Annotated in this window: 23 protein-coding genes; 14 read left to right on the top strand and 9 right to left on the bottom strand. The window is 75.2% G+C overall.

Annotation, left to right across the window (positions count from 1 at the left end):
• Window positions 1-8 precede the first annotated feature (8 nt).
• The 8 genes from proB (at window position 9) to GA0070614_RS12855 (ending at window position 5,541) form a co-directional block, all read left to right on the top strand.
• Complete coding sequence (gene proB / locus GA0070614_RS12820) at window positions 9-1,166, top strand: glutamate 5-kinase (protein WP_088976171.1); 1,158 nt, start codon at window positions 9-11, stop codon at window positions 1,164-1,166.
• Between the two features lie 11 nt (window positions 1,167-1,177).
• Window positions 1,178-2,428 (top strand): glutamate-5-semialdehyde dehydrogenase, encoded by a 1,251-nt coding sequence (locus GA0070614_RS12825; RefSeq protein ID WP_088976172.1) that lies wholly within the window; start codon window positions 1,178-1,180, stop codon window positions 2,426-2,428.
• Between the two features lie 86 nt (window positions 2,429-2,514).
• Entirely contained in the window at window positions 2,515-2,916 is a 402-nt protein-coding gene (locus GA0070614_RS12830; protein ID WP_088976173.1) for a YbaB/EbfC family nucleoid-associated protein, read from the top strand.
• 2 nt (window positions 2,917-2,918) lie between these two features.
• Window positions 2,919-3,245: a PE domain-containing protein gene (locus GA0070614_RS12835; protein ID WP_088976174.1), complete on the top strand. Its 327-nt coding sequence runs from the start codon at window positions 2,919-2,921 to the stop codon at window positions 3,243-3,245.
• 32 nt (window positions 3,246-3,277) lie between these two features.
• Window positions 3,278-3,772 (top strand): WXG100 family type VII secretion target, encoded by a 495-nt coding sequence (locus GA0070614_RS12840; RefSeq protein ID WP_088976175.1) that lies wholly within the window; start codon window positions 3,278-3,280, stop codon window positions 3,770-3,772.
• Entirely contained in the window at window positions 3,765-4,382 is a 618-nt protein-coding gene (locus tag GA0070614_RS12845) for a hypothetical protein (protein ID WP_088976176.1), read from the top strand. The genes GA0070614_RS12840 and GA0070614_RS12845 overlap by 8 nt, the downstream gene beginning before the upstream one ends.
• Window positions 4,379-4,996, top strand: coding sequence for a hypothetical protein (locus GA0070614_RS12850; protein WP_088976177.1), 618 nt, complete (start codon window positions 4,379-4,381; stop codon window positions 4,994-4,996). Before GA0070614_RS12845 ends, GA0070614_RS12850 begins: the two co-directional genes overlap by 4 nt.
• Window positions 4,997-5,025: 29 nt before the next feature.
• Entirely contained in the window at window positions 5,026-5,541 is a 516-nt protein-coding gene (locus tag GA0070614_RS12855; protein WP_088976178.1) for an SUKH-4 family immunity protein, read from the top strand.
• Here GA0070614_RS12855 and GA0070614_RS12860 read toward each other — a convergent pair.
• The 6 genes from GA0070614_RS12860 to GA0070614_RS31740 all read right to left on the bottom strand — a co-directional run bounded on the left by GA0070614_RS12860 (window position 5,525) and on the right by GA0070614_RS31740 (window position 13,787).
• Window positions 5,525-6,358: a prenyltransferase/squalene oxidase repeat-containing protein gene (locus GA0070614_RS12860; protein WP_088979401.1), complete on the bottom strand. Its 834-nt coding sequence runs from the start codon at window positions 6,356-6,358 to the stop codon at window positions 5,525-5,527. The genes GA0070614_RS12855 and GA0070614_RS12860 overlap by 17 nt on opposite strands.
• A gap of 359 nt (window positions 6,359-6,717) precedes the next feature.
• Window positions 6,718-7,968, bottom strand: a complete 1,251-nt coding sequence (gene moeZ, locus GA0070614_RS12865) for an adenylyltransferase/sulfurtransferase MoeZ (protein ID WP_331715107.1) — start codon at window positions 7,966-7,968, stop codon at window positions 6,718-6,720.
• A 42-nt stretch (window positions 7,969-8,010) separates the two neighbouring features.
• Window positions 8,011-8,826 carry a DUF3152 domain-containing protein gene (locus tag GA0070614_RS12870; RefSeq protein WP_408630750.1) on the bottom strand — a complete coding sequence of 272 codons (816 nt, stop codon included), beginning with the start codon at window positions 8,824-8,826 and terminating at the stop codon, window positions 8,011-8,013.
• An 82-nt stretch (window positions 8,827-8,908) separates the two neighbouring features.
• Window positions 8,909-9,796: a DUF3152 domain-containing protein gene (locus GA0070614_RS12875; RefSeq protein ID WP_088976180.1), complete on the bottom strand. Its 888-nt coding sequence runs from the start codon at window positions 9,794-9,796 to the stop codon at window positions 8,909-8,911.
• Window positions 9,797-9,802: 6 nt separating this feature from the next.
• Complete coding sequence (locus GA0070614_RS12880; RefSeq protein WP_088976181.1) at window positions 9,803-10,777, bottom strand: alpha/beta fold hydrolase; 975 nt, start codon at window positions 10,775-10,777, stop codon at window positions 9,803-9,805.
• A gap of 43 nt (window positions 10,778-10,820) precedes the next feature.
• Window positions 10,821-13,787 carry a hypothetical protein gene (locus GA0070614_RS31740; RefSeq protein WP_088976182.1) on the bottom strand — a complete coding sequence of 989 codons (2,967 nt, stop codon included), beginning with the start codon at window positions 13,785-13,787 and terminating at the stop codon, window positions 10,821-10,823.
• 149 nt (window positions 13,788-13,936) lie between these two features.
• Here GA0070614_RS31740 and GA0070614_RS12890 point away from each other — a divergent pair, with 149 nt between their 5' ends.
• A complete protein-coding gene (locus GA0070614_RS12890) occupies window positions 13,937-14,575 on the top strand; it encodes a TetR/AcrR family transcriptional regulator (RefSeq protein ID WP_074472473.1) in 639 nt (212 codons plus the stop codon).
• A gap of 65 nt (window positions 14,576-14,640) precedes the next feature.
• Complete coding sequence (locus tag GA0070614_RS12895; RefSeq protein WP_088976183.1) at window positions 14,641-14,868, top strand: DUF3107 domain-containing protein; 228 nt, start codon at window positions 14,641-14,643, stop codon at window positions 14,866-14,868.
• A 150-nt stretch (window positions 14,869-15,018) separates the two neighbouring features.
• Here GA0070614_RS12895 and GA0070614_RS12900 read toward each other — a convergent pair whose 3' ends face one another.
• Window positions 15,019-15,666, bottom strand: coding sequence for a ferritin-like fold-containing protein (locus GA0070614_RS12900; protein WP_088976184.1), 648 nt, complete (start codon window positions 15,664-15,666; stop codon window positions 15,019-15,021).
• A 285-nt stretch (window positions 15,667-15,951) separates the two neighbouring features.
• Here GA0070614_RS12900 and GA0070614_RS12905 point away from each other — a divergent pair, with 285 nt between their 5' ends.
• Together GA0070614_RS12905 and GA0070614_RS12910 are read left to right on the top strand one after the other, a co-directional pair.
• Window positions 15,952-17,622: a DEAD/DEAH box helicase gene (locus GA0070614_RS12905; RefSeq protein WP_088976185.1), complete on the top strand. Its 1,671-nt coding sequence runs from the start codon at window positions 15,952-15,954 to the stop codon at window positions 17,620-17,622.
• Window positions 17,623-17,820: 198 nt separating this feature from the next.
• Window positions 17,821-18,975, top strand: coding sequence for a class I SAM-dependent methyltransferase (locus GA0070614_RS12910; protein ID WP_088976186.1), 1,155 nt, complete (start codon window positions 17,821-17,823; stop codon window positions 18,973-18,975).
• A 35-nt stretch (window positions 18,976-19,010) separates the two neighbouring features.
• Here GA0070614_RS12910 and GA0070614_RS12915 read toward each other — a convergent pair whose 3' ends face one another.
• Window positions 19,011-19,457, bottom strand: coding sequence for a hypothetical protein (locus tag GA0070614_RS12915; RefSeq protein ID WP_088976187.1), 447 nt, complete (start codon window positions 19,455-19,457; stop codon window positions 19,011-19,013).
• A gap of 235 nt (window positions 19,458-19,692) precedes the next feature.
• Here GA0070614_RS12915 and GA0070614_RS12920 point away from each other — a divergent pair, with 235 nt between their 5' ends.
• Window positions 19,693-20,109, top strand: coding sequence for a helix-turn-helix domain-containing protein (locus GA0070614_RS12920; protein WP_088976188.1), 417 nt, complete (start codon window positions 19,693-19,695; stop codon window positions 20,107-20,109).
• A gap of 74 nt (window positions 20,110-20,183) precedes the next feature.
• Window positions 20,184-21,293 (top strand): hypothetical protein, encoded by a 1,110-nt coding sequence (locus tag GA0070614_RS12925; RefSeq protein ID WP_088976189.1) that lies wholly within the window; start codon window positions 20,184-20,186, stop codon window positions 21,291-21,293.
• Between the two features lie 45 nt (window positions 21,294-21,338).
• Here the strand turns inward: GA0070614_RS12925 and GA0070614_RS12930 are convergent, their stop codons facing one another.
• On the bottom strand, window positions 21,339-22,316 hold the full coding sequence (locus GA0070614_RS12930; protein WP_231933624.1) for a hypothetical protein: 978 nt from the start codon (window positions 22,314-22,316) through the stop codon (window positions 21,339-21,341).
• Window positions 22,317-22,406: the final 90 nt, after the last annotated feature.

The following is a 22,406-nucleotide window of genomic DNA, read 5'->3' on the forward strand; positions in this document are numbered from 1 at the left end:
GCCACGATATGGGAACGCGCCGGGGCCCGGCGGGACCGACCGCGCAGAATGGTCGGGTGCGCGAAGCAGTCACCCGGGCCCGGCGGGTCGTCGTCAAGATCGGGTCGTCCTCGTTGACCACCGCCGCCGGTGGGCTGGACGACACCCGGGTCGACGCCCTGGTGGACACCCTGGCCACGCTCGCCGCCGCCGGTCGTGAGGTGGTGCTGGTCTCCTCCGGGGCGATCGCCGCCGGCCTGGCCCCGCTCGGGCTGCCCCGGCGCCCGCGCGACCTGGCCACCCAGCAGGCCGCCGCCAGCGTCGGGCAGGGCCTGCTGATCGGTCGCTACGCGGCCGGCTTCGCCCGGCACCGGCTCACCGTCGGGCAGGTGCTGCTCACCGTCGACGACGTGACCCGGCGGGCGCACTACCGCAACGCGTACCGGACCCTGCGCAAGCTGCTCGACCTGCGCGCGGTGCCGATCGTCAACGAGAACGACACGGTCGCCACCGAGGAGATCCGGTTCGGTGACAACGACCGGCTGGCCGCCCTGGTCGCCGCCCTGGTCGACGCCGACCTGCTGGTGCTCCTGTCGGACGTGGACGCGCTCTGGACCGGCGACCCGACCCAGCCGGGCAGCAGCCGGATCACCGAGGTGCGCGGCGAGGGCGACCTGGCCGGCATCGACATCGGCGGGGCCGGCCGGGCCGGGGTCGGCACCGGCGGCATGGTCACCAAGGTCGAGGCGGCCCGGATCGCCACCGGCTTCGGCATCCCGGTGGTGCTGACCGCCGCGCCGATGGCCGGCGACGCGCTGGCCGGCGCGCCGGTCGGCACGTACTTCCACCCGAGCAGCCGGCGGCCCGCCGCCCGGCTCTTCTGGCTGGCCCACGCCACCGCGCCCCGGGGCCGGCTGCACCTCGACCCGGGAGCGGTGCAGGCCGTGGTGGGCCGGCGCAAGTCGCTGCTGCCGGCCGGGATCACCGCCGTGGACGGCGCGTTCACCGCCGGCGACCCGGTCGACCTGGTGGACGCCGAGGGCGCGCCGGTGGCCCGGGGGCTGGTCAACTACGACGCGGTGGAGCTGCCGGGGCTGCTCGGCCGCTCCACCGGAGAACTCGCCGCGGCGCTCGGCCCGGCGTACGAACGGGAGGTCGTCCACCGCGACGACCTCGTGCTGCTGTGAGGAGTGTGCCGATGAGCGCGAGCGTCAGCGAGCAGGCCCGCCGGGCCCGCGAGGCGGCCGGGGACCTGGCCGTCGCCACCCGTACCGCCAAGGACGCCGCGCTGCACGCGATGGCCGACGCCCTGGTGGCGCGTACCCCGGAGATCCTGACCGCGAACGCGGCGGACCTGGCGGCCGGGCGGGAGGCCGGACTGAGCGCGGCGGTGCTGGACCGGCTCGCCCTCGACGCCGGCCGGGTCGCGGGCATCGCCGACGCGCTGCGCCAGATGGCCGCGCTGCCCGACCCGGTGGGCGAGGTGGTGCGCGGCTCGACCCTGCCCAACGGCCTGGAGCTGCGCCAGGTCCGGGTGCCGTTCGGGGTGGTCGGCATCATCTACGAGGCCCGACCGAACGTCACCGTGGACGCCGCCGGGATCTGCCTGAAGTCCGGCAACGCGGCGCTGCTGCGCGGCTCCTCCTCGGCCGCCCACTCCAACGCCGCCCTGGTCGCGGTGCTGCGCGACGCGGTCGCCTCCGCCGGGCTGCCGGCGGACGCGGTGCAGCTGCTCGACGCCACCTCGCGCGACTCGGTCAAGGAGCTGATGCGCGCCCGTGGCCTGGTGGACGTGCTGATCCCGCGCGGCGGCGCGTCGCTGATCCGCACCGTGGTGGAGGAGTCGACGGTGCCGGTGATCGAGACCGGGGTCGGCAACTGCCACGTGTACGTCGACGCCGCCGCCGACGTGGCCAAGGCGGTGGCGATCACCCTGAACGCCAAGACCCAGCGACTGTCCACCTGCAACACCGCCGAGTCGCTGCTGGTGCACGCGGCGATCGCAGACGCCTTCCTGCCGCCGGTGCTCGCCGCGTTCGCCGAGGCCGGGGTCACCGTGCACGGCGACGTCCGGGTGGCCGCCCACTCCGACGCCGTCGTCCCGGCCACCGACGAGGACTTCGCCACCGAGTACCTGTCGGCCGACATCTCGGTGGCCGTGGTCGACTCGCTGGACGCGGCGGTCGGGCACATCCGCCGCTACGGCACCGGGCACACCGAGGCGATCGTCACCGACTCGCAGGCGGCGGCCCGCGAGTTCGTGGCCCGGGTGGACGCGGCGGCGGTGATGGTGAACGCCTCGACCCGGTTCACCGACGGCGGCGAGTTCGGCTTCGGCGCGGAGATCGGCATTTCCACCCAGAAGCTGCACGCCCGCGGCCCGATGGGCCTGCCCGAGCTGACCAGCACCAAGTACGTGGTCACCGGGGACGGCCACCTGCGCGGCTGAGCGTCGGCAGTGGAGGGTTGCCGCAGGGTCGCATCCGGTCGCTAGGCTGGGGCCGGTTCGGCACGGCTCGTCCTGGGGGAGGCAGCATGCTGGGCGAGAGCGCCCTGGAGCAGCAACTGGCGGAGGCCCGCGCCGCGCTGCGGGAGGTGAGCCGCACCGTCGTCCCGCCGGAGCGGGTCGAGTCGGTGGCCGAGGCCGCCGACGGGCGGATCCGGGTCACGGTCGGCGTCGACGGCCGGCTCAGCGCGGTCGACCTCGACCCCCGGGTGCTGCGGGAGGGCTCGGAGTACCTCGCCGACGAGCTGCGGCGGGCGGTGAACGCGGCGCTCGACGGCCAGGCCGACGCGGTCACCGGCACCGAGCCGATGCCCGACCTCGCCGCGATGGCCGCCACCGTGGAACGCCTCCAGGACCAGGGTCTGCGCCAGATGCGGGAGATCAGCACCGCGATCAGCGAGACCATGCGCAAGCTTCAGCAGCGGAGTTGACGGTGGAACCGCTCGATGTGGACATCGACGCCCTGCGCCGGGGCGCGGACCAGCTCGCCCAGGCCAAGGAGAGCGTCCGCCAGGCGTTCGAGGCGTTCCAGGCGGCGGCCGGCGGCTACGCCGACGCCTTCGGCGGCGACGAGATCGGCATGCTGCTGAGCGTGGGCCACCAGGCCTGCGTGGAGGCGCTCACCGAGTGCTTCAGCACGAACGTCGCCGAGTTGGAGAGCTACGCCGACGGCCTGAAGGGGATGGCCGAGGGCTATCGGGAGGTCGAGGAGGGCGTCGCCGCCTCGTTCCGTTCGCTCCTCGGCTCACTGGGTGGCTGAACCGCCACCGACGGACGACGAAAGGAGCCGGCGTGGGTCTGACGCTGCCGGGGGAACTCGCCTCGCTGCTCTCCATGATCGGGTACGACTGGCCGGAGTCCGACGAGACGGCCATCTTCCGGCTCGCCGGCGAGTGGACCGGCATGGCGGACCGGATCAACGGCTCGGTCGCGCAGCTGGAGTCGGCGGCGCGGACGGTGCTGGACACCAACCGGGGGGAGAGCTTCACCGCGTTCGCCGGTGAGTGGAACGACAAGGAGTCGGCGGCCCGCAACATCGCCGACGCCGTCAACCCGGCGAGCGTCATCGGGATCGGGCTGATGGCCGCCGCGGGCGTGGTGCTGGCCCTGAAGATCAACGTGATCATCCAGCTGGTGGTGCTGGCGATCCAGATCGCCCAGGCGATCGCCACGGCGGTGGTCACCTTCGGCGCGTCCCTGCTCCAGATCCCGATCTTCAAGATGATCACCGGGATGATCGTCGACCAGTTGATCGGGATGGCGGTGGACACGGTGCTCAATGCCTAGGAAGCGGACCACCCCACCCCGGCAGACCCAGGCCAAGGGCGCCCGGATCGTCTCGGCGTACCTGGAGAACGCCGACGTCTTCCGCACCGCCAAGGCGGCCGGCACCAAGCCCTCCGGCCCGGCGGTGCTGGTGCTGAAGAACCGGCCCGACTTCGACAAGCGGGACTTCGACCGCAAGGCCAGGGACCTCGTCCGCCTGGGCCAGCAGGGGCGGTTGAAGAAGGCCCCGTCGGACCGGGACAGCAACAAGGTCTGGGACCCGGCCACGAAGAAGCGCCGCACCCGCACCAACATCTACCGGGACCGGATGATCCGGAACCTCACCAAGGACGGTCGCCTCACCAAGGACAAGGGCACCGCGGCGACCAACAAGTACCTGGCGAACAAGACCGTCGTGGACCGGCTCTACGCCGGCAAGGGGCCGGTCAACGCCCGGGGCCAGGGGTACGACCCGGACCACATCCACGAGCTGCAAATGGACGGAACGGACACGTACGATAACCTCAGGCCGATGGACGCCCACACCAACCGACAACTCGGCAGCGACATCTCCGTCGCGCTGCGGGACGTCCCCGACGGCACGCCGATCATCGTGAAGGTGCTCCCGTGAGCAGCCCGGACCCTGCCACGCTGGACCGGATCCGGGACAAGCTGGAGCTGCTGCGGCGGGTGGCCGCCGAGCAGGGCCTCGATGTGGTCGTCGGCGACCCGGCCCCGCTGGAGCCGGTGCCCGACCTGCCCGGGGTGGCCGAGGTCTACCGCCTCTTCGACCGGCTGGAGGGGGACAACTTCCGGTTCGCCGCGCCCGAGGAGATCCGTACCCCCGAGGCGTGGGCGGCCCGGACGGTGGACGAGAACGATCCGATGGGCAGCCCGCTGGCGGTGGGGCACGAGGTGCACAGCATCCCGCCGAAGCTGCGCGCCGACATCCGCGCCGGCGCCCCCGTCTACCTGGACACCGAGGACCTCCAGGTCTACTGGATGGACCCGGACGACTACGTCTTCCAGTACGAGCACCCGGACGACGACGTCGAGTTCACCGTCCTCGCCCCGGACGTCGCCACGTTCTTCGACGAGTGCGTGCTCGGCCCCCGCTACCCGGAACTGGTCGCCGTCGTGCTCGGCCCCGGCGTCGCCGAGCAGCGGGCACGCAAGGGACGGCACGCCGGTGAGTACGCCGACAACTGGCGTCGGCTGCTCGTCGCCGCCGACCTGTCCTCCTGACCCGCACCGCCGACCCGCGAAGGACCGTCATGGCCGCAGATCCCCGGTTCCGTGCCCTGTGGAGCGAGGACGAGCTGATCCCGTACCCGCGCGAGGCGTGGCTGGAGGGTGGCTTCGCCCCGGACATGCTCCCGGCCGGCGACGAGATCCCGCTCGACGTGGAGGTCGTCTACACCGCCTTCCTCGAGGGCGACATCGAGCTGTACGACGCCATCCAGCTCACCACCGAGGACGGCTCGCTGGACGTCCGGCTGATCGTGGTCGGAGCGGTCGCCGACAACACCGACCTGCTCTACGTGCTCGACCCGCGCACCGGCGAGATCCTCCAGTTCGACCTGGAGCAGCAGGACATCCAGCCGGTGAACAGCAACTTCCGCACCTTCGTCGAGTTCCTCTACCAGTTCGCGCTCTTCGTGGAGGCCGACGAGGGCAAGCCGGGCCGGGCCGAACGCGCCGAGCAGCTGCGGATGGTCCTGGAGAGCATCGACCCGGCCGCCTTCACCCCGGACGGCTGGTGGCCGCTGGTGATCAGCCAGTTGAAGTGACCACCGGGCGGCACGCCCGGATCGCGCTCAACGTGGTGTGCACGTCGAACTGGTGCCCGTCGTCGCTGTCCCAGCCGCCGTCGCTGCGCTGGGTCTCGGCGAGCCGCCTGCGGGCCGAGACCAGCAACCACTGCTCCTCGCCCACCTCGACCCGGCGCAGCGTGGCGGCCAGCCAGGCCACGTCCGCCGGGGACATCGTCGGCACCCGCTCGGCCAGCACCGCCTGGATGCGCGCCGACTCGTCGTACATCTGCTGGCGGTGCAGCACGGCGGCGCTCAGCCAGCCGGCGGGCAGGAACGACGGCCAGCTGCCGTCCGGGGCGAGCTGCGTGGCCAGCGCGTGCGCCGCCGCCTGCACCACCCCGGCGTACGCGCCGCCCACCCGGTGGTCGAGGGGGCCGGCCGCCCGGGCGTCGAGCCCGGCCACGGTCAGCCAGAACCCGGCGTTGGCGGTGAGGTAGAGGCGGGCCTCCGGGTCGCCGGGGCGGGCCCACTCCGGGGCGAGCCCGGCCAGCCTCGGATCCTCCTCCCAGCCGCCGTCGGGCAGTTGCCGGGTGGCGAGCCAGTCCAGCGCGTGCCGCGCCGCCGGGCGACCGAGGGCGCCCAGGTCGTCCAGCTCGGCCAGGCGGAAGCAGGTCGCGTCGACCGAGGCGACCTCGCCGCCGAGCACGGCGGGCCAGCCACCGTCGGGCGTCTGCCCCGTCTCGGCCGCGTCGAGCAGCTCGTGCGGCACCGGCGCGCCGGTGCGCAACCGGGACAGTCGGGCGCGGTCCACCGCGTCCCCGTGAGCCACGACGAAGCCGATCGCGGCGTCCATGTCGACCACGGCGGACACGCTACCTGCGAAGAAACGATCCCACCTCCGGGAAACGGCTCGCCCTGCCGTCGTCCGGGCGGCTCGTCGTGACGGTCGGCCGGTACGGGTCGGGCGGGGTGGCGCGGCCCGGGCGGGGGGTGCGGCCGCGGCAGGCCGGGCCACCCGGCCCGGAGGGTGCCCGTGGACGCTGTGGACTTGAGTACGGATCTGACTCAGGCGTACCGGCGGCCCGAGTCACATCTGTCATCAAGTCTGTAGCGGCCGAAGGACCCCCCGGCTCCGCCCCGGGTGATCGGCCCGCCTGCGGGAACGCGAAGGGCCCCTCCGCCCGTCGGCGGAAGGGCCCTCGCGCGGACCGGTCAGTACGCGGGCAGCGACGGGTCGATCTGCTTGATCCAGGAGAGCACGCCGCCCTGGACGTGCACGGCGTCCCGGAAGCCGGCCGCCTTGAGCGCGGCGAGCGCCTCGGCGGAACGGACGCCGGACTTGCAGTGCAGCACGATCTGCCTGTCCTGCGGGAGCTTCGACAGCGCCTCACCGGAGAGGATCTCGCCCTTGGGGATCAGCGTGGCGCCGGGGATCCGGACGATCTCGTACTCGGCGGGCTCGCGGACGTCGACCAGGAAGATGTCCTTGCCGGCGTCCTGCCACTCCTTGAGCTCCAGCGCGGTGATGGTGGCGTCGACCACCGCCTCCTGCGCCTCCTCGGAGACCGCGCCGCAGAAGTCCTCGTAGTCCTCCAGCAGATCGGTGACCGTCGGGTTCTCGCCGCAGAGCGCGCAGTTCGGGTCCTTGCGAACCTTGATCTTGCGGTAGCTCATCTCCAGGGCGTCGTAGACCATCAGCCGGCCGACCAGCGGCTCACCGATGCCGGCGAGCAGCTTGATCGCCTCGTTGACCTGGATCGAGCCGATCGACGCGCAGAGCACGCCGAGCACGCCGCCCTCGGCGCAGGAGGGGACCATGCCGGGCGGCGGGGGCTCCGGGTAGAGGCAGCGGTAGCAGGGGCCGTGCTCGGCCCAGAACACCGACGCCTGGCCGTCGAACCGGTAGATCGAGCCCCACACGTACGGCTTGCCGAGCAGCACGGCCGCGTCGTTGACCATGTAGCGGGTGGCGAAGTTGTCGGTGCCGTCGACGATCAGGTCGTACCGGGAGAAGATCTCCCGGACGTTGTCCCGGTCCAGCGCGGTGTTGTGGATCTCCACCTTGACCAGCGGGTTGATCTCGCGGATCGAGGCGGCGGCGGACTCGGCCTTGGAGCGGCCGACGTCGGAGACGCCGTGGATGATCTGGCGCTGGAGGTTGGACTCGTCGACGGTGTCGAAGTCGATGATGCCGAGCGTGCCGACACCGGCGGCGGCGAGGTACATCAGGGCCGGCGAACCGAGGCCGCCGGCGCCGACGCAGAGCACCCGGGCGTTCTTCAGCCGCTTCTGCCCCTCGACCCCGACGTCCGGGATGATCAGGTGGCGCGAGTAACGGCGGATCTCGTCAACGGTCAGCTCGGCGGCGGGTTCGACGAGCGGGGGCAGCGACACGGTGGACTCCCCGGGATCGGCTGGTGGCGAACCGGGCCATTGTCGCTCGCCGCACCGCCGGTCGGCCATGAGCAGGGACACCCCGCCCGACATGCGGGAGCGGGAATAAGCCTAGAGCCCCTCGGTCGGCTCGCCCTCGTACCGGAGCCCGTCGACGTACGGCCAGGCGTTGGCGACGCAGCCGTCCAGGCCGTACGTCTGCTGCTGCATGACCGGCGCCGGCTCCGCCGGCCCGGGGCAGGCCTGGTGCTCCTCGCCGAACTCGTGCCCGACCTCATGGTTGATCACGTACGTCCGGTAGGTCTCCAGCGGGGCGCCGTAGCCCGGGACGCCGTCCATCCAGCGGGCCAGGTTGACGATCACCTGGCCGGGCAGCCGGCACGAGGTGTACCGCTCGGTGACCAGTCCGCCCAGGGCGCACATCCGCTCCGAGGTGGCCGGGGTGGCCAGGAAGACGGTGAAGTCCGCGGCGGCGGCCTCGGGCACCCGCTGCACCCGCAGCTCGCCGGAGCCGATCCAGCTGCGCGGGTCGCCGAGCACCTCGTCGACCGCGGCGGCGAAGGCGTCGACGTCCTGGCCGGTCCCCTCCTCCACCGCCACCCGGTAGCGGCGCAGCGGACCGTCGACGCCCCGCACCGGGGAGCGGCCGTCGGCGGCGGCGAACCGGCCGGGGCCCTCGACGGGGTACCCGGGCGGCGCGATCCGGCCACCCGCGCCGAGCCCGTACGCCGTCCGCCCCTCGGGCGGAGTGGGCGCGTCGCCGGCCCGGACGAGGGCGACCCCGGCGACCGTCACGCCGAGCGAGACCAGGCCGAGCAGCGCGGCGCGTCGCCGGCGCCGCCGCATCCGGACCAGGCCGGGGCGGGGACCGGTCGGCGCCGGGGCGGCTGCCGGTGGGTCGTCGTCGGGCGACGGGACGGGATTCACCCCGTCAGCATCGCAGACCAATCGGGCATATAGTCGCTATTGCCGCAACAATGATGAAGATGCTTCGCAATCGCCGGACGGCTCAGAGCGGACGGCCTCGGTACCGCCGACCCTCCAGGTACGGCCACGGGTTCGGCGTGCACCCGTCGAGGAAGAGCGTCTGCTGCTGCATCACCGGCGCCGGCCGACCCGGCCCCGGGCAGCGCTCGTGGCGGTGCCCCAACTGGTGGCCGACCTCGTGGTTCACCACGTACAGGCGGTACAGCGACAGGGGCACCCCGGCCCGGACGAAGTGCGGGACCGAGCCGCGCCACCGGTCCAGGTTGACGATCACCTTCCCCGGTGCCCGGCACGACGTGTACGGCCGGCCGCCGATCCGGATGTCCACGCCCCCGGCCAGACACATCCGCCCGGCCGTCGCCGCCGTCGCCAGGTAGACGGTGAACTCGGCCGCCTCGCCGGCCGGCACCCGGCGCAGCCGCAGCCGCCCGTCGTCCACCCAGCCGCCCGGCCCGGCGAGCGCGGCCTGCACCTCGTCGGAGAAGCCCCGCACGTCCTCACCCGCGCCGTCCTCCACGGCGACCCGGTACCGCTGCACCGCACCGGCCCGCCCCAGCACCGGGCCCGGCCGGTCGTCGTAGCCGAAGGTGCCCCGGCCGGTGGCGGGCACCGGACCGGCGACCTGGAGCACCGGAGCGGCGTCCGGTTCGGACGGCGACGGGGTCGGTGACGGCGGGGACAGCGCCAACGGCGACGACCGGGCGGCCGGCGGCGCCGGGGCGGGCCCCTGCGCGCCCCACGTCCGGGTGCCGGGCTCGGGCCGGCCCGCCGACATCGCCCCGCCCGCGCCGGCGGCGAGGGCGAGCCCGGCGGCGAGCAGCACGGTCCAGCGACGACGACCGGAGGACGGCCGCCGGCCGGGTCGGGCCGGACGGGCACGCCGGCGCGGCCGGGGGAGGAATTCGGACATCGCCGTTCAGCCTGCCACGTCCGGCCGCGACACGCCCTGTCCCGACTCGGCGAGCAGGTGCAGAACGGCGCGCGCCACCGTGCGCGGCACCTCCACCTGGGCCACGTGCCCGACCCCGGCGAGCATCATCAGCCGGCTGTCCGGGATCACCCGGGCGGTCTGCGGCGCGACCCGGACGTCCACCAGCCGGTCCTGCATGCCGCCCACCACCAGCGTCGGCGCCTGGATCGACGCGGCGATCCGCCACATCGACCGCGGACCCGGCAGGTACGACCGCAGGAAGCTGGAGACCAGCCCACGGAACGTCCGGACGTACGCGGCGGCGTAGTGGGTGGCCTCGTAGCGCACCCTGATCTCCTCCAGCGCCTCCTGCCGGCGCTGCTCGCTGATCCGGCTCAGGTCGGCCACGCACGCCTCCATCGCCTGCCGGGCCATCACCTCGGGGGCGATCTGGGCCAGCCGCCACGCGGCCAGCCGCTCCCCGCGCGGGATCGCCAGCAGCGGCAGCATCCGCCCCTGCAACGACCGGTGGAACCCCAGGAAGGGCAGGGCCGGCGAGATCAGGGTGAGGGTACGCACCAGGTCCGGGCGCAGGCCCGCCACGTGCACCGAGACCGCCCCGCCCAGCGAGTTGCCGAACAGGTGCACCGGCCCCCGCCCGGAGTGCTCGATCCAGCGGACGACCCGCTCGGCGAAGGCCGGAATGGTGTAGCTGCGCCCCGGCTCGCTGCGCCCGAAGCCGGGCAGGTCGATGGCCTGCCCGTCGAGCCGGCCGGCGAGCAGGCCCGCCAGGTCGGTCCAGTTCTGCGACGAGCCGCCCAGCCCGTGCACGTACAGCGCCGGCTCGGCGTCCGGGCCGGTGGCCGGGGTGTCCCGGACGTACGTGACGGTGCCGTCGAGGCGTACCGCCCGGCCCGGCCAGGGCGGTGGGACGTGGTGCGGGGGCAGCAGGTGGTCCGGCCAGAGAGCGGCGCGCTTCATGCCTCCCAGTCTTCCCCGCGCGAAACGCGCCGACACCGCCGGCTCAGGCGAGCAGGGCCTCCAGGCGACGGTTCACCGCGGCCAGCGTGGCGCGTACCACCGCCTGGCGGGGGTCGCCCGCGACCAGCGCCGAGCCGGCGAGCTGCTCCACCCAGCCGTCGCAGACCAGCAGCACCACCACGGTGGCCACCTCGCAGTTGCCGAAGGGCACCACCGCCGCGTGCTCGACGAAGCAGCGTCCCCGCTCGGGGGTGCGGCCGCCACCCCGGAGCAGCTGGTCCACCGCCGCCGCGGCGGCCACCGCGCAGAGCCGCAGGACGTACCCGTCCACCGCCGGGCCGGTCGCGTGGCCGGCCGCGCTCTCACCGGCGGCCAGCAGGCGCACCTCGACCGTGGCGTCGAGACCGAAGGTGCTCACCTGGACGTGGTCGATCACCACCCGGGGCCCCGGCACGCCGCCGGTGTCCAGCGGGCGGGAGGGCGCGGTCTCCGTCGTGGTCATCTGCCCACCGGAGTACGACGTGCCGACCGTGGCCGGGCTGCCGGTGGCCGTCGGGGCGGCGGACAGGGCCGCCTCCTCCACACTGGCCCGGCCCCGGTGCGGGGCGGTCTGCCGGCGGCGACGGGGCACCCCGCCGACCGTGCCCGGCTCCTCCTCCTGACCGGGTGCGCCGGGGCGCTCCTCGGCGGGGTCGACCCGGCGGGTCGGCTCGGCCACCCGGGAACGACCTGCGGGCGCCGCCCCGGGCTCACCGGGGCGGGCCTCGCCGGAGCGCGCGGCGCTGCTCTCCGAGCCCGACGTGGCACGGGTACGCGCCTCTGCCGCCCGGGGTTCGGCCGACCGGCCCGGGGCGGACCTGCGACGCAACGGCGCGGGAGCGGCGGTGGGCAGGTTCTGCGGGGCCGCCGCCAGCCCCATCCGCTCCTGGAGCAGCCGGGCGACCATCCGGCTGACCTCGGCCGGGTCGGCCCCGTCGGCGAGGTCCAGCCGGAGGCTGTGCGCGCCGGCCGGGGTACGGCGCAGCGCGGCGTCCCGCACCCCGGCCACCTCCCGTACGGCGTCCAGGATGGCGTTGACGTCGAAGCCCTCCGGCCGCTCCTGCGGCGGGGCGGGCTCGTCGTCGCGGCGCAGGTGGGTGGCGATGCGGGCGAGTTCCGGGGTCTCGGCGGGTGGCTCCACGGCTGGCGGCTCCGGCACGACGGGCACGTCCGGCTCGGCGGGGACGCGCTGCGGCAGCACCGCCGCGCCGGCGTCCGGGGCCTCGTCCCCGGCGGCCGACGGGGCCGCGGGCACGGGATCGGGGGCGGAGCGGCGGGCCGCGTAGGGGGGTGCGCTCGTCGGGGCGGGCGCGGACGGAGTGGGGTCCAGACGACGCGGCCCGCTCGTGACGGGCGCGGTGGCGGCGCCGGGACCGGCGGGGGCCGGCGGGTGGCCGGGCAGGTCCGGCTCCCCCGGTACGGATCGGAGCCGGAACGGCGGCGCGGCCCGCTCGGTGATCGTGGCGGCGCCGGTCGGCTCCTCCGCGACGGCGGGCGGGGCGCTTGCCGGGGCGGACGCGGGCGGGGCGCTGCGCGGCGCGAGCGCGGGCGGGGCGCCGGCCGGCGCCGGCGGAGCGCTGCGCGGCGCGGCGGCGGGCGGGGCGCTACGCGGCGCCGAGGCGGGCGGGGCACTGCGCGGCGCCGAGGCGGGCGGGGCGCTCCGGGGCACGGCGGCGGGCGGGGCGCCGGCGGGGGCCTGGCGAGCGGTCCACGCGGGTCGGTCGACGGGGCGTGCCGACGGCTCCGGCTCGGAGCGGGTGACCTCGTACGGCCGGGGCAGCTCGGAGCGGAGCGGCTCGTACGGTCGGGCGGGCTCGGCCCGGACCGGCTCGTACGGCCGGGCCGGCTCGGTGCGCACCGGCTCGTACGGCCGGGCGGGCTCGGCCGACCACTCCGCCGCCCGCTCCACCCGGGCGCGGCGGCCGGACGACGGCTCCTCCTCGCGGGCCGCGCGCAGGCCGGACGACGGCTCTTCCTCGCGGGCCCACGACGGGGCCCAACTCCCGCCCCAGCTCGGGCGGTTCCAGCTCGGGCCGGACCAGTCCGGCTCGTCGGCCGGGCGGCCGGCGACCGGTGACCCGGCGGGCTGCTCCGGCTCCGCCGGCTCCGGCGGGAAGCGGTCGGCCCAGGGCTCGGCGGCCGACGGACCGGACTCGGCACGGTCCGCCCAGGCCGAGGGCTCCGTGACCGACGGGCCGGGCTCGGTGCGCGCGGCCCACGCCGGCGGCTCGGCACCCGACGGCCCGGGCTCGCTGCGATCGGCCCAGGCCGGGGAGTCGCCGGCCGGCGGGCCGGGCTCACCTCGGTCGGCCCAGGTCGGGGACTCGCCGGCCGGCGGGCCGGGCTCACCTCGGTCGGCCCGGGGCGCGTGGAACCCGGGCGGCACCTCGAAGCCGGAGGGGGCGGTGCCCACCGGCGGCACCTGCACGGGGGGCGCGGAGGCGGGAAAGCCGTCGTCCGACCAGCGGCCCGCCCGGGGCGGGTCGTCGGAGGCGTGCCGCGCGGGGCCGACGTCGGGTTCGTGCTGCTGCTCGGCCGCGGGCGCGGGGCGCTGGGCCGGCACGATCAGCCGGTCGCCGTCGCCGTCGCGGCGCGCGTCGGCGCCGGACCAGGCTTCGGTCGGCGGGGCGCTGACCGGGGCGGGCCGGCCGGCCGGCGGCTCCTCGCCCGGGTGGCTCGTGCCGTTGAGGTGGGGCCGGCCGTTGCGGGGCGCGGGGTCCACGTCCGACCGTGGGTCCGGGACCGGGGCCGGCAGGTCACCGTGCCGCGGCGAGGAGGCGCCCCAGCCGGACGGGTCGGGCCGGTGCCAGGGGGAGGCCGTCTCGCGGTACGCCGGGGCGTCGGCCCCGCCGGACCACCCGGCCCCCGGAGGTGCCCACCCGCTGCCGGAGCGGGCCGGATCGTCGTGCCGACCCGTCCCGTCACCGTGCTCTCCCGGGGTGGCGGCACCGGGTTGCCCTGTTTCACTCACCGCGCGCTCCTTGGTCGCCCCCGCTGAGGCTACCGTGTGGTGACAGTGGCGATAAGTTACAGCGGCGGGCCAATTCCGGGGCCGGGGTGGATGCCCTGACCGGTACGGGGTAAAAGTGCCGGCTCGTACAAAGAAACTCGGAGGTTCCCATGACCGCTGTGGGGAACGGTGCGCAGACCGCCGGCCGGCCCACCCGGCTGCCCCGCTCTGCGCGTCGTAAGCAGCTGCTCGCGGCGGCACAGGAGGTGTTCGTCGCGCAGGGCTACCACGCCGCCGCGATGGACGACATCGCCGAACGGGCGGGGGTCTCCAAGCCGGTGCTCTACCAGCACTTCCCGGGCAAGATGGAGCTCTACCTCGCGCTGCTCGACACGCACTGCGACGCCATCGTCGCCAAGGTGCACGACGCGATGCGCGGGACGAACGACAACAAGGAGCGGGTCGGCGCGTCGGTGCGCGCCTACTTCGACTTCGTCGACCACGAGAGCGAGGCGTTCCGCCTCGTCTTCGAGTCGGACCTGCGCAACGACCCGGCGGTCCGGCAGCGGGTGGAGCGGGTCGAGCAGGGCTGCATCGCGGCGATCACCGACACCATCATCTCGGACACCGGCGTCAGCCGGGCGCACGCCGAACTGCTCGCGTCCGGCCTGGTCGGGGCGGCGGAGACGGCCGCGCAGTTCTGGCTGGCCGGCGGTCGCCAGGTACCCAAGGCCGAGGCGGAGGCCCTGGTCGCGGCGCTGTCCTGGCGGGGGATCGCCAGCTTCCCGCTGCAAGGTGAGTCAGCCTGAACATCCGGCCCCGAGATCGGATAGCCTTCCCATCGGCGGCTCTTTCGCCCACCTGAGGAGGCACAGTGGAGGTCAAGATCGGCGTGCAGTACGCGCCGCGCGAGCTGGTTCTGGAGAGCGCGCAGTCGCCGGCCGAGATCGAGCAGATCGTGACCGACGCCTTCGGCAAGTCCGAGGGGACCCTCTCCCTGACCGACGAGAAGGGCCGGCGGGTCATCGTGCCGGTCGGCAAGGTCGCCTACGTCGAGATCGCCGAGGCGTCGCCGCGAGCGGTGGGCTTCACCGTCCGCTGACCGGTCCGGCCCCCGCGGCGGCGCAGCCCGCCGCGGGCCGGATCCGGGTCGCCCGCCCCGCCGGCGCGTCGGCGACCCGGCGTGGCCGTCCTGACCGTCGGCGCGAACGCCGGAACCGGCGGCTCAGGTGTCGAGGCCGGCGACCCGGGCTCAGTTGTTGAGGCCGGCGGCGGTCATCCGGGCGCTGTGGTTGGCGGTCAGCCTGCGGAACAGCGCCGGCACGTCGACCTCGCCCTGCCCGATCAGGGCGGTGAGCGCGCCCCGGTCCGCCGCGGCGACCCGCCCCGCCTGGGAGAGCGCCTCCCCGACCAGCCGTCGCGCCCACATGGAGAGCCGGTTGGCCACCCGGGGGTCGGCCTCGATCGCGGCCCGGATCTCGGCCACCGCGAACTCGGCGTACCGGGACTCGTGCAGCACGTCCCGCACCAGCTGGCGGTACGGCTCGTCCAGCCGGTCGGCCATCTCGCCGAGGAAGTCGTCGGTGATGCCGTCCCCGACGTACGCCTTGGTGACCGCCTCCAGCCAGTCCTTCGGCTCGGTCGAGTCATGGTACGCCTGCAACGCGTCCCGGTACGGTGCCATCGCCTCGTCCGGGCTCGCCCCGAGGGCGGTGAGCCAGTCGGCGAGCCGGCGGTAGTTGCCGATCTCCGCCGCCGCCATCTCGCTCAGCGCGGCCCGCCGACGCAGGTCGGGGGCGAGTCGGGCGTCGGCGGCCATCCGGTCGAAGGCGAGCAGTTCGCCGTAGGCGACCAGACCGAGCAGGTCGACCACGGCTTCGGGGCGTGACGGGGCGGGCACGAGCGCAGGGTACCGTCCGGGGCGTAGGACCGTTTTTGACGTGATGCAGGTCACATTTAGCAACCCCGGAGAAGGGCCGGTCAGCGGGCTCCGGAGCGGAACGGTGCTGCTCGGGTAAGATGGAGTAGTTGCCGTGGGCGCCGATCTGATCGAAGTCCTGCCCACGGCGCGCGTGCGGCCCGGTCCGGCTCGGCGACACCGCCCCCGACCGCGTGGCCCGCGCCATACCGATCGCGCCCTGAGGACAAGACGGGGCGCACCACGAGAGGGCACCCCCAGATCCAGATGAGCGAACAGATTCTCGAAGAGCTGGCGGGCCACGAACTGGCCCCCACCGCCCCGGTCCGCCCGGAGGCGCCCACGTTCGCCGCGCTCGGCGCGCGGCCCGAGACCGTCGAGGCGCTGGCCGCGGCGGGGATCACCCGCGCCTTCGCGATCCAGGAGTACGCGCTCCCGATCGCACTGCGCGGCACCGACCTGATCGGCCAGGCGCCGACCGGCACCGGCAAGACCCTCGGCTTCGGCGTACCGCTGCTGGAGCGGGTCTTCGCCCCCGACGAGGGCGGCGACGGCGTGCCGCAGGCCCTGGTCGTCGTCCCCACCCGTGAGCTGGGCATCCAGGTCGCCAAGGACCTCGCCGCCGCGGGCAAGACCCGGGGCGTGCGGGTGCTGCCGATCTACGGCGGCGTGGCGTACGAGCCGCAGATCGACGCGCTGCGCAAGGGCGTGGAGATCCTGGTCGGCACGCCGGGCCGGCTGATGGACCTGCAGAAGCAGAAGCACCTGCGGCTGGACCGGGTGCGCGCGCTGGTCCTCGACGAGGCCGACCGGATGCTCGACCTGGGCTTCCTGGACGACGTCGAGAAGATCCTGGCGATGCTGCCGGAGGACCGGCAGACCATGCTCTTCTCGGCCACCATGCCGGACCCGATCGTCGCGCTCTCCCGGCGCTTCCTGCGCCGGCCGGTGACGATCCACGCCGGGCACACCGCCGAGACCGGCCCGTCGCCGCAGACCAAGCAGTTGGCGTACCGCACCCACTCGATGAACAAGGTCGAGATCGTGGCGCGGATCCTCCAGGCGGAGGGGCGCGGGCTCACCATGATCTTCACGCGGACGAAGCGGGCCGCCGACCGGGTCGCCGAGGACCTCGACTTCCGCGGCTTCGCGGTCGCCGCCGTCCACGGTGACCTGGGCCAGGGCGCGCGGGAGCGGGCGCTGCGGGCGTTCCGCGCCGGCAAGATCGACACCCTGGTCGCGACCGACGTGGCCGCCCGGGGCATCGACGTCAGCGGCGTCACCCACGTCATCAACTACGACTGCCCCGAGGACCAGGACACCTACACCCACCGGATCGGCCGTACCGGCCGGGCGGGGGCGACCGGCGTCGCGGTGACCTTCGTCGACTGGGACGACATGCCCCGCTGGCGGATCATCGACAAGACGCTCGGCCTGGACATGCCGGAGCCGCCGGAGACGTACCACACCTCGCCGCACCTCTACACCGACCTGGACATCTCCACCGAGATCACCGGCACCCTGCCGACCGCGGAGCGGACCCGCGCCGGGCTCGCCGCCGAGGTCGAGGAGGACCTGGGCGGGCGGCCCCGCCGGGGCGAGGGCGGCCGGGGCCCGCGGCGCGGCGAGAGCCGGGGCGAGGGCCGTGGCCGGGGCGAGCGTCGCCGGGGCCGGTCCGGTCCCGACACGCCCGACGCCGAAGCGCCGGCCGAGGCCGCCGCCGAGGAGGGCACCCGCACCCCGCGCCGCCGGCGTCGTCGCCGCGACGGCGAGCCGGTCGCCGGTGAGCCGACCGCGGTGATCTCCGCCGAGGCGGGCGCCACCGAGCCGGCCGCCGCCTCCGCCGACGGCGAGCAGCCGTCGAAGCCGCGCCGCCGCCGGCGCCGTCGTGGTGGCGCTTCCGGCGTGGGTACGCCGGCCGAGGCCACCGCCGACTGACCCGGGACACCCCCGACATCCCCCGCGCCGCCCGCCGGTACGGGGGATGTCGCCTGTGGTGACCGCCCCCGCTCCCGGCGTGCCGGGGGTACGGACGCCACCCCGCCCACGGCGACGACGCGATCGACGGAGTGCGGCGCGGGCCACCCCGGCCCGGGGCACGCAGCGCCGCCGGCCGCGACGAAGGATGATGCAACGATGCCCGAACCGTTGGACGCCGCCCTGACCGAGGTACGGGCGCTGCTGCTCGACCCCGCCCTGACCCGGGCGGTCGCCGCCGGCCGTCGACGTGGACAGCGGCCGTCGGTGGTCCGCGCCGAGCTGCGCCCGGTCGTCCTCAAGGCCGGTGCACGGTTGCAGATCTCCACCTCCGACGGCAGCCGGCCGTACACCCGCAACGTGGCCCCGGGGGCGGAGGCCGACTCGGCGGTCGACGCGCTGCTGGCCGAGCCGTTCGGCAACTGGCACGTGGAGACCGCCGACGCCACGCTCCAGCTCCGGGTGACCAAGTCCGGCGAGGCGCAGGTGCACCGGGCCGCGGCGACCCGGCCGGCGGCGGAGCCGGTCGGGCACGACCGGGCCAAGGAGTACCTCCTCGACCCGGGCGACCCGATCTTCGCCGAGATCGGCGGCTCGGCGGCCAAGCGGCGGCAGGTGGACGCCTTCCTGCGGGCGCTCGCCGCCACCCTGCCGGAGGAGCTGACCGGCCCGCTGCGTGTGGTCGACCTGGGCTGCGGCAACGCGTACCTGACCTTCGCGGCGTACCGGTACCTCTCCGGGCGCGGGCTCGACGTCGATCTGGTCGGGGTGGACGTGCGGGAGGACCAGCGGCGGCGCAACACCGAGCTGGCCGAACGGCTCGGCTGGGCCGACCGGGTCACCTTCGTCGCCGGCACCATCGCCGACGCGGTGGTCGAGCCGACGCCGGACCTGGTGCTGGCGCTGCACGCCTGCGACACCGCCACCGACGAGGCGCTGGCCCGGGCGGTGCGGTGGAACGCCCGCTGGGTGCTCGCCGCCCCCTGCTGCCACCACGACCTGGCCGCGCAGCTGCGCTCCCGGCCGACCCCGGCCCCGTACGAGCTGCTGACCCGGCAGGGCATCCTGCGGGAACGCTTCGCCGACGTGCTCACCGACGCGCTGCGCGCCGGCCTGCTCCGGCTGCACGGCTACCGGGCCGAGGTGGTGGAGTTCGTGGACTCCCGGCACACTCCCCGCAACCTGCTCGTCCGGGCCCGCCGGACCGGCGCCGCGCCCACCGAGGGCCAGCGCGCCGAGTACCGGGAACTGGTCGACCAGTGGCAGGTCACGCCCCGCCTGGCCGCCCTGCTCGCCGAGGACGCCCGCGCCTGACCGCCGTACCGCCCGTACCGCCCGCGCCGGTGCCGTCAGCGGCGCCGGTCGCCGTTGCCGCCCCGGTCCCGGCCGGCCCGGTCCCCGCTCGGGCTCCGGTCGAAGGCGGAGACCCGCTCCCGCGACCGCCGCTCGTCCTCGGCCGGCAGGGTCGGGAAGGGAACGATCTTCCCCGACGTCTCGGCGTTGCCGGCGGCGGCGAAGGCGTTCCAGGAGATGTCCACCAGCAGCCGCCTCAGCTCGGCGTGCCGGACGGCGGCGTTGCGCTGCATCGCCAGCCGGGCGCCGAGCACCACCCCGACCAGGGTGGTGGTGGTCGCCCCGGTGGCCGCCAGCACGTGCGCCCCGGTCGCCTCGCCGCCGCTCAGCACGAGCACCAGCAGCCAGATCCAGAAGCCGAGGGCGAAGACGCCGGCCTTGGCCACGAAGAAGAGACTGACCGCACCCGGGCGGTGCGGCACCGGACGGACGGGGTCGGTCATGCTGCTCCTCTTCGTGCCCGGGACGTGGCTGACCGGCCGCGCCCTGCTGACGGGGGGTCCGTCGAGCCTAGGTGATGCCTGACGATCGAGCCCGGCACACGAGCCCGGGGCGGATCCGGGGTCCCGCGCGGGACACAGGGGTCGATCGGTCAATTGCTCCGACGCATCGTCGTACTACCCTTGGGGGACGCGATCGACACCGCGTCCGGTTCGAGAAAGGGACCACCCCACGACGATGGGCTCGGCAGAGGTATCACCGCAGATGGCCTTCGCACGCTTCGTGCGTCGTGCCATCGACGACGCCCGCGACGAGCGGGGGTGGACGGTGAGCGACCTGGCGGCGCACACCGGGGTGGGGCGGTCCACCGTCTTCCGCTGGCTGGCCGGCGACTGGCAGGACTACCCCGAGCTGGCCAAGGTGCGCGGCTTCTGCGCCGCCCTCGACCTGCCGGTCGCGGCGGCGTTCCGGGCGCTCGGCCTGCCCGACGCCGGCCCGTCCCCGCGTCGCCGCGCCGACGACGCCCCGGTCGAGGCGGACGTGCGGGTCATCCTGGAGCGGCTGGCCGATCCCACCGTGCCGGCCGAGGAGAAGCACCACATCCGCGACCTGCTCCGCTACCTCGCCCGCCGCCCGGTCCGCCGGGCCGGTTGATGTCGCTTGCCCCCTCCGGGAAGCACCGGCATGATCATTGACGTGATCGACAGAATCGAGCCCTCCGTTCGCCGGTGAGCCGGACCACCGGGCCGGAACAGCTCGGCATCCCGACCAGCTACTTCGACCACGCGATGCGCCTGCACCGCGCGCATCCCGACGGACCTCTGCCGAACGAGGGCAGACCATGTCCGGACGGGGACGAGCGCCCCCGCCGGGCGTCCCGGAGCAAGAAGTGGGACGCACGCCGCCAGGGGATGGACGTCGCCGCTGCCCTGGACGCTTACTTCGCGGACCCGGGCGCCACCCCGGCCGACCTCGCGGACGCGGTACGCGGCCTGTCCGCGCCCATCGGCCACAACCCGCACATCGCCGCAGCCGCGCTGCGGGCCGAACGAGAACGGGTCCGGCGTACCGGACGCTGGCTGGTCCGGCGCGGCACCCGGCACGAGGCGGTGGTCGTCGGGCTCGCCCTGCTCGCCGAGGACCACGACGACCGTGACATCCCGCTGATCCAGACCATCGGCCTGCTCTCCCACGCCACCGGTCCGCTCGCCGCGCACGCGTTGCGACGTCGGAGGGGCAGCGGTGCGGCGTTGGCCTGGCTCGCACAGCGGGTCAGCGGTTGGGGGCGGGTGTACGTCATGGAGGCGCTCTGCCGCAGCTACGCGCCGGAGACCCGGGACTGGATGCTGCGCCACGGCTGCGACGGCGACTACCTGGCCGGGTACTACACCGGTGATCTGGCGGTGGCGAGCCACCTCGCGGAGGCGATCCGGGCCGACGAGGTCGACGACGAACTGCTCGCCCACACCACCCGGGTGCTGGACGTCATGACCTGGGGCGCGCCCCTGGGCACCTCCTTCGCGCACTACCCACCCGCGCCCGCGGTGCTCGACGCGCACCTGAGGCACCTGGCCCGACGGCAGCCGACAGTGGTCCGGTACCTGGCCGTGGTACGCCTCGCCGCACACCTGCACCGGTCCACGCCCGAGCGGGTCAGCTGCACTCCGGAGCAGCACCGGCGACTCCTCGCCGACCACCTGGCTCTGCTGGAGCGGAACGACTGGGCGGAGGCTGCCCGGGCCGGGCTGGACCCGACCGACGGATACCACGTCGAGGTCGCCCGGACGTTCGCACCGCAACTGGGGCTGCACGCGTTCGACGGGTTCGGGCCCGGCTGAGGCGTCGCCGGCGGCGTGGGCCCCGCCCTGTCGCCGGCGGGCCTCTCAGGCGACGGTCACGGTGAACTCGGCGGTACGCACCACGCCGGCCACCTGGAAGTCCAGGTACATCCGGTAGCGGCCCGGCCCCGGCGCGGTGACCCAGAAGGTGACCGTGTCGCCGGCCGTCGTCGGCTCCGGGTGCACGTGCAGGTACCCGAGGTCCCCCTCGCGCAGCGCGACGAGGTGCCCGTACGCGCCGAGGTACCGCTCCAGGACGGCGGGCGCGGCGCCCTGCCCGACCCGGAAGCGCACCGGCAGCGCCTTGCCGACCTCGGGCACCCCCTCGTAGCCGACGGTGAACCCGTCGACCGTCGTGGTGGTCGCCGGGGCGGGCAGCGGCCGGGGCGCGTACCCGCCGGGGGCGGTCAGGTCCACCCCGAGGGTGACCGGTGTCTGCCGCCCGTCGTCGGCGACGGCGACGAAGTCCGCGTACGCCCGCCAGACGCCGGGCTGTGCCAGGGTCAGCGGCACCGACCAGGTGCCGTCGGCGGCCATCGTCGGGTGCAGGTGCTGGTAGCCGGTGAGGTCCCGGCGTACCACGATCAGGTGCATCGGCTTGTCGTGCACGACGGCGAACCGGGTGACCGCCCGCCGCCGGTCGTCGTGGATCCGGAAGCGGAACTCCCCGGCCCGGCCGGCCACGAGGTCCCCGGTCGACGGGGTGAGGGTGTAGCCGGACGAGGTGACCGAGAGCCCGCCGGCCGCCGTCGCGGCGTCCCCGCCCGCGCCGTGGTCGTGCGCGCCGGTGCCGGGGGCGTGGGTGTGCTCCCCGGTGGCCGCCGCGGCGACACCCGTCCCGCCCGGCGTGGCCGGTCTCGGGTTGGCCCGGCCCAGACCGAAGCCGAGCAGGACGGCGAGCACCAGCCCGCCCACGGTCAGCGCCAGCCGCAGGGTGCTCCGGTCCGGCCCGAGGGGGTGGGCGGCGGTCGCCGACCCTCCGTCCGGGTCGGCCGCCACCGGGGCGGACAGCTGCTCGGCCATGCGCCCACGGTACCGTCGGCCCGGCCGCCGACCGGCCGTCGCCCGCCGAGCGTGGCGACGCTCGCAATCCGCCCGGTCCGGGAACTTTTC

Origin of the sequence: Micromonospora coxensis, assembly GCF_900090295.1 — a bacterium.
In the GTDB taxonomy this organism is placed as follows: Bacteria; Actinomycetota; Actinomycetes; order Mycobacteriales; family Micromonosporaceae; genus Micromonospora; species Micromonospora coxensis.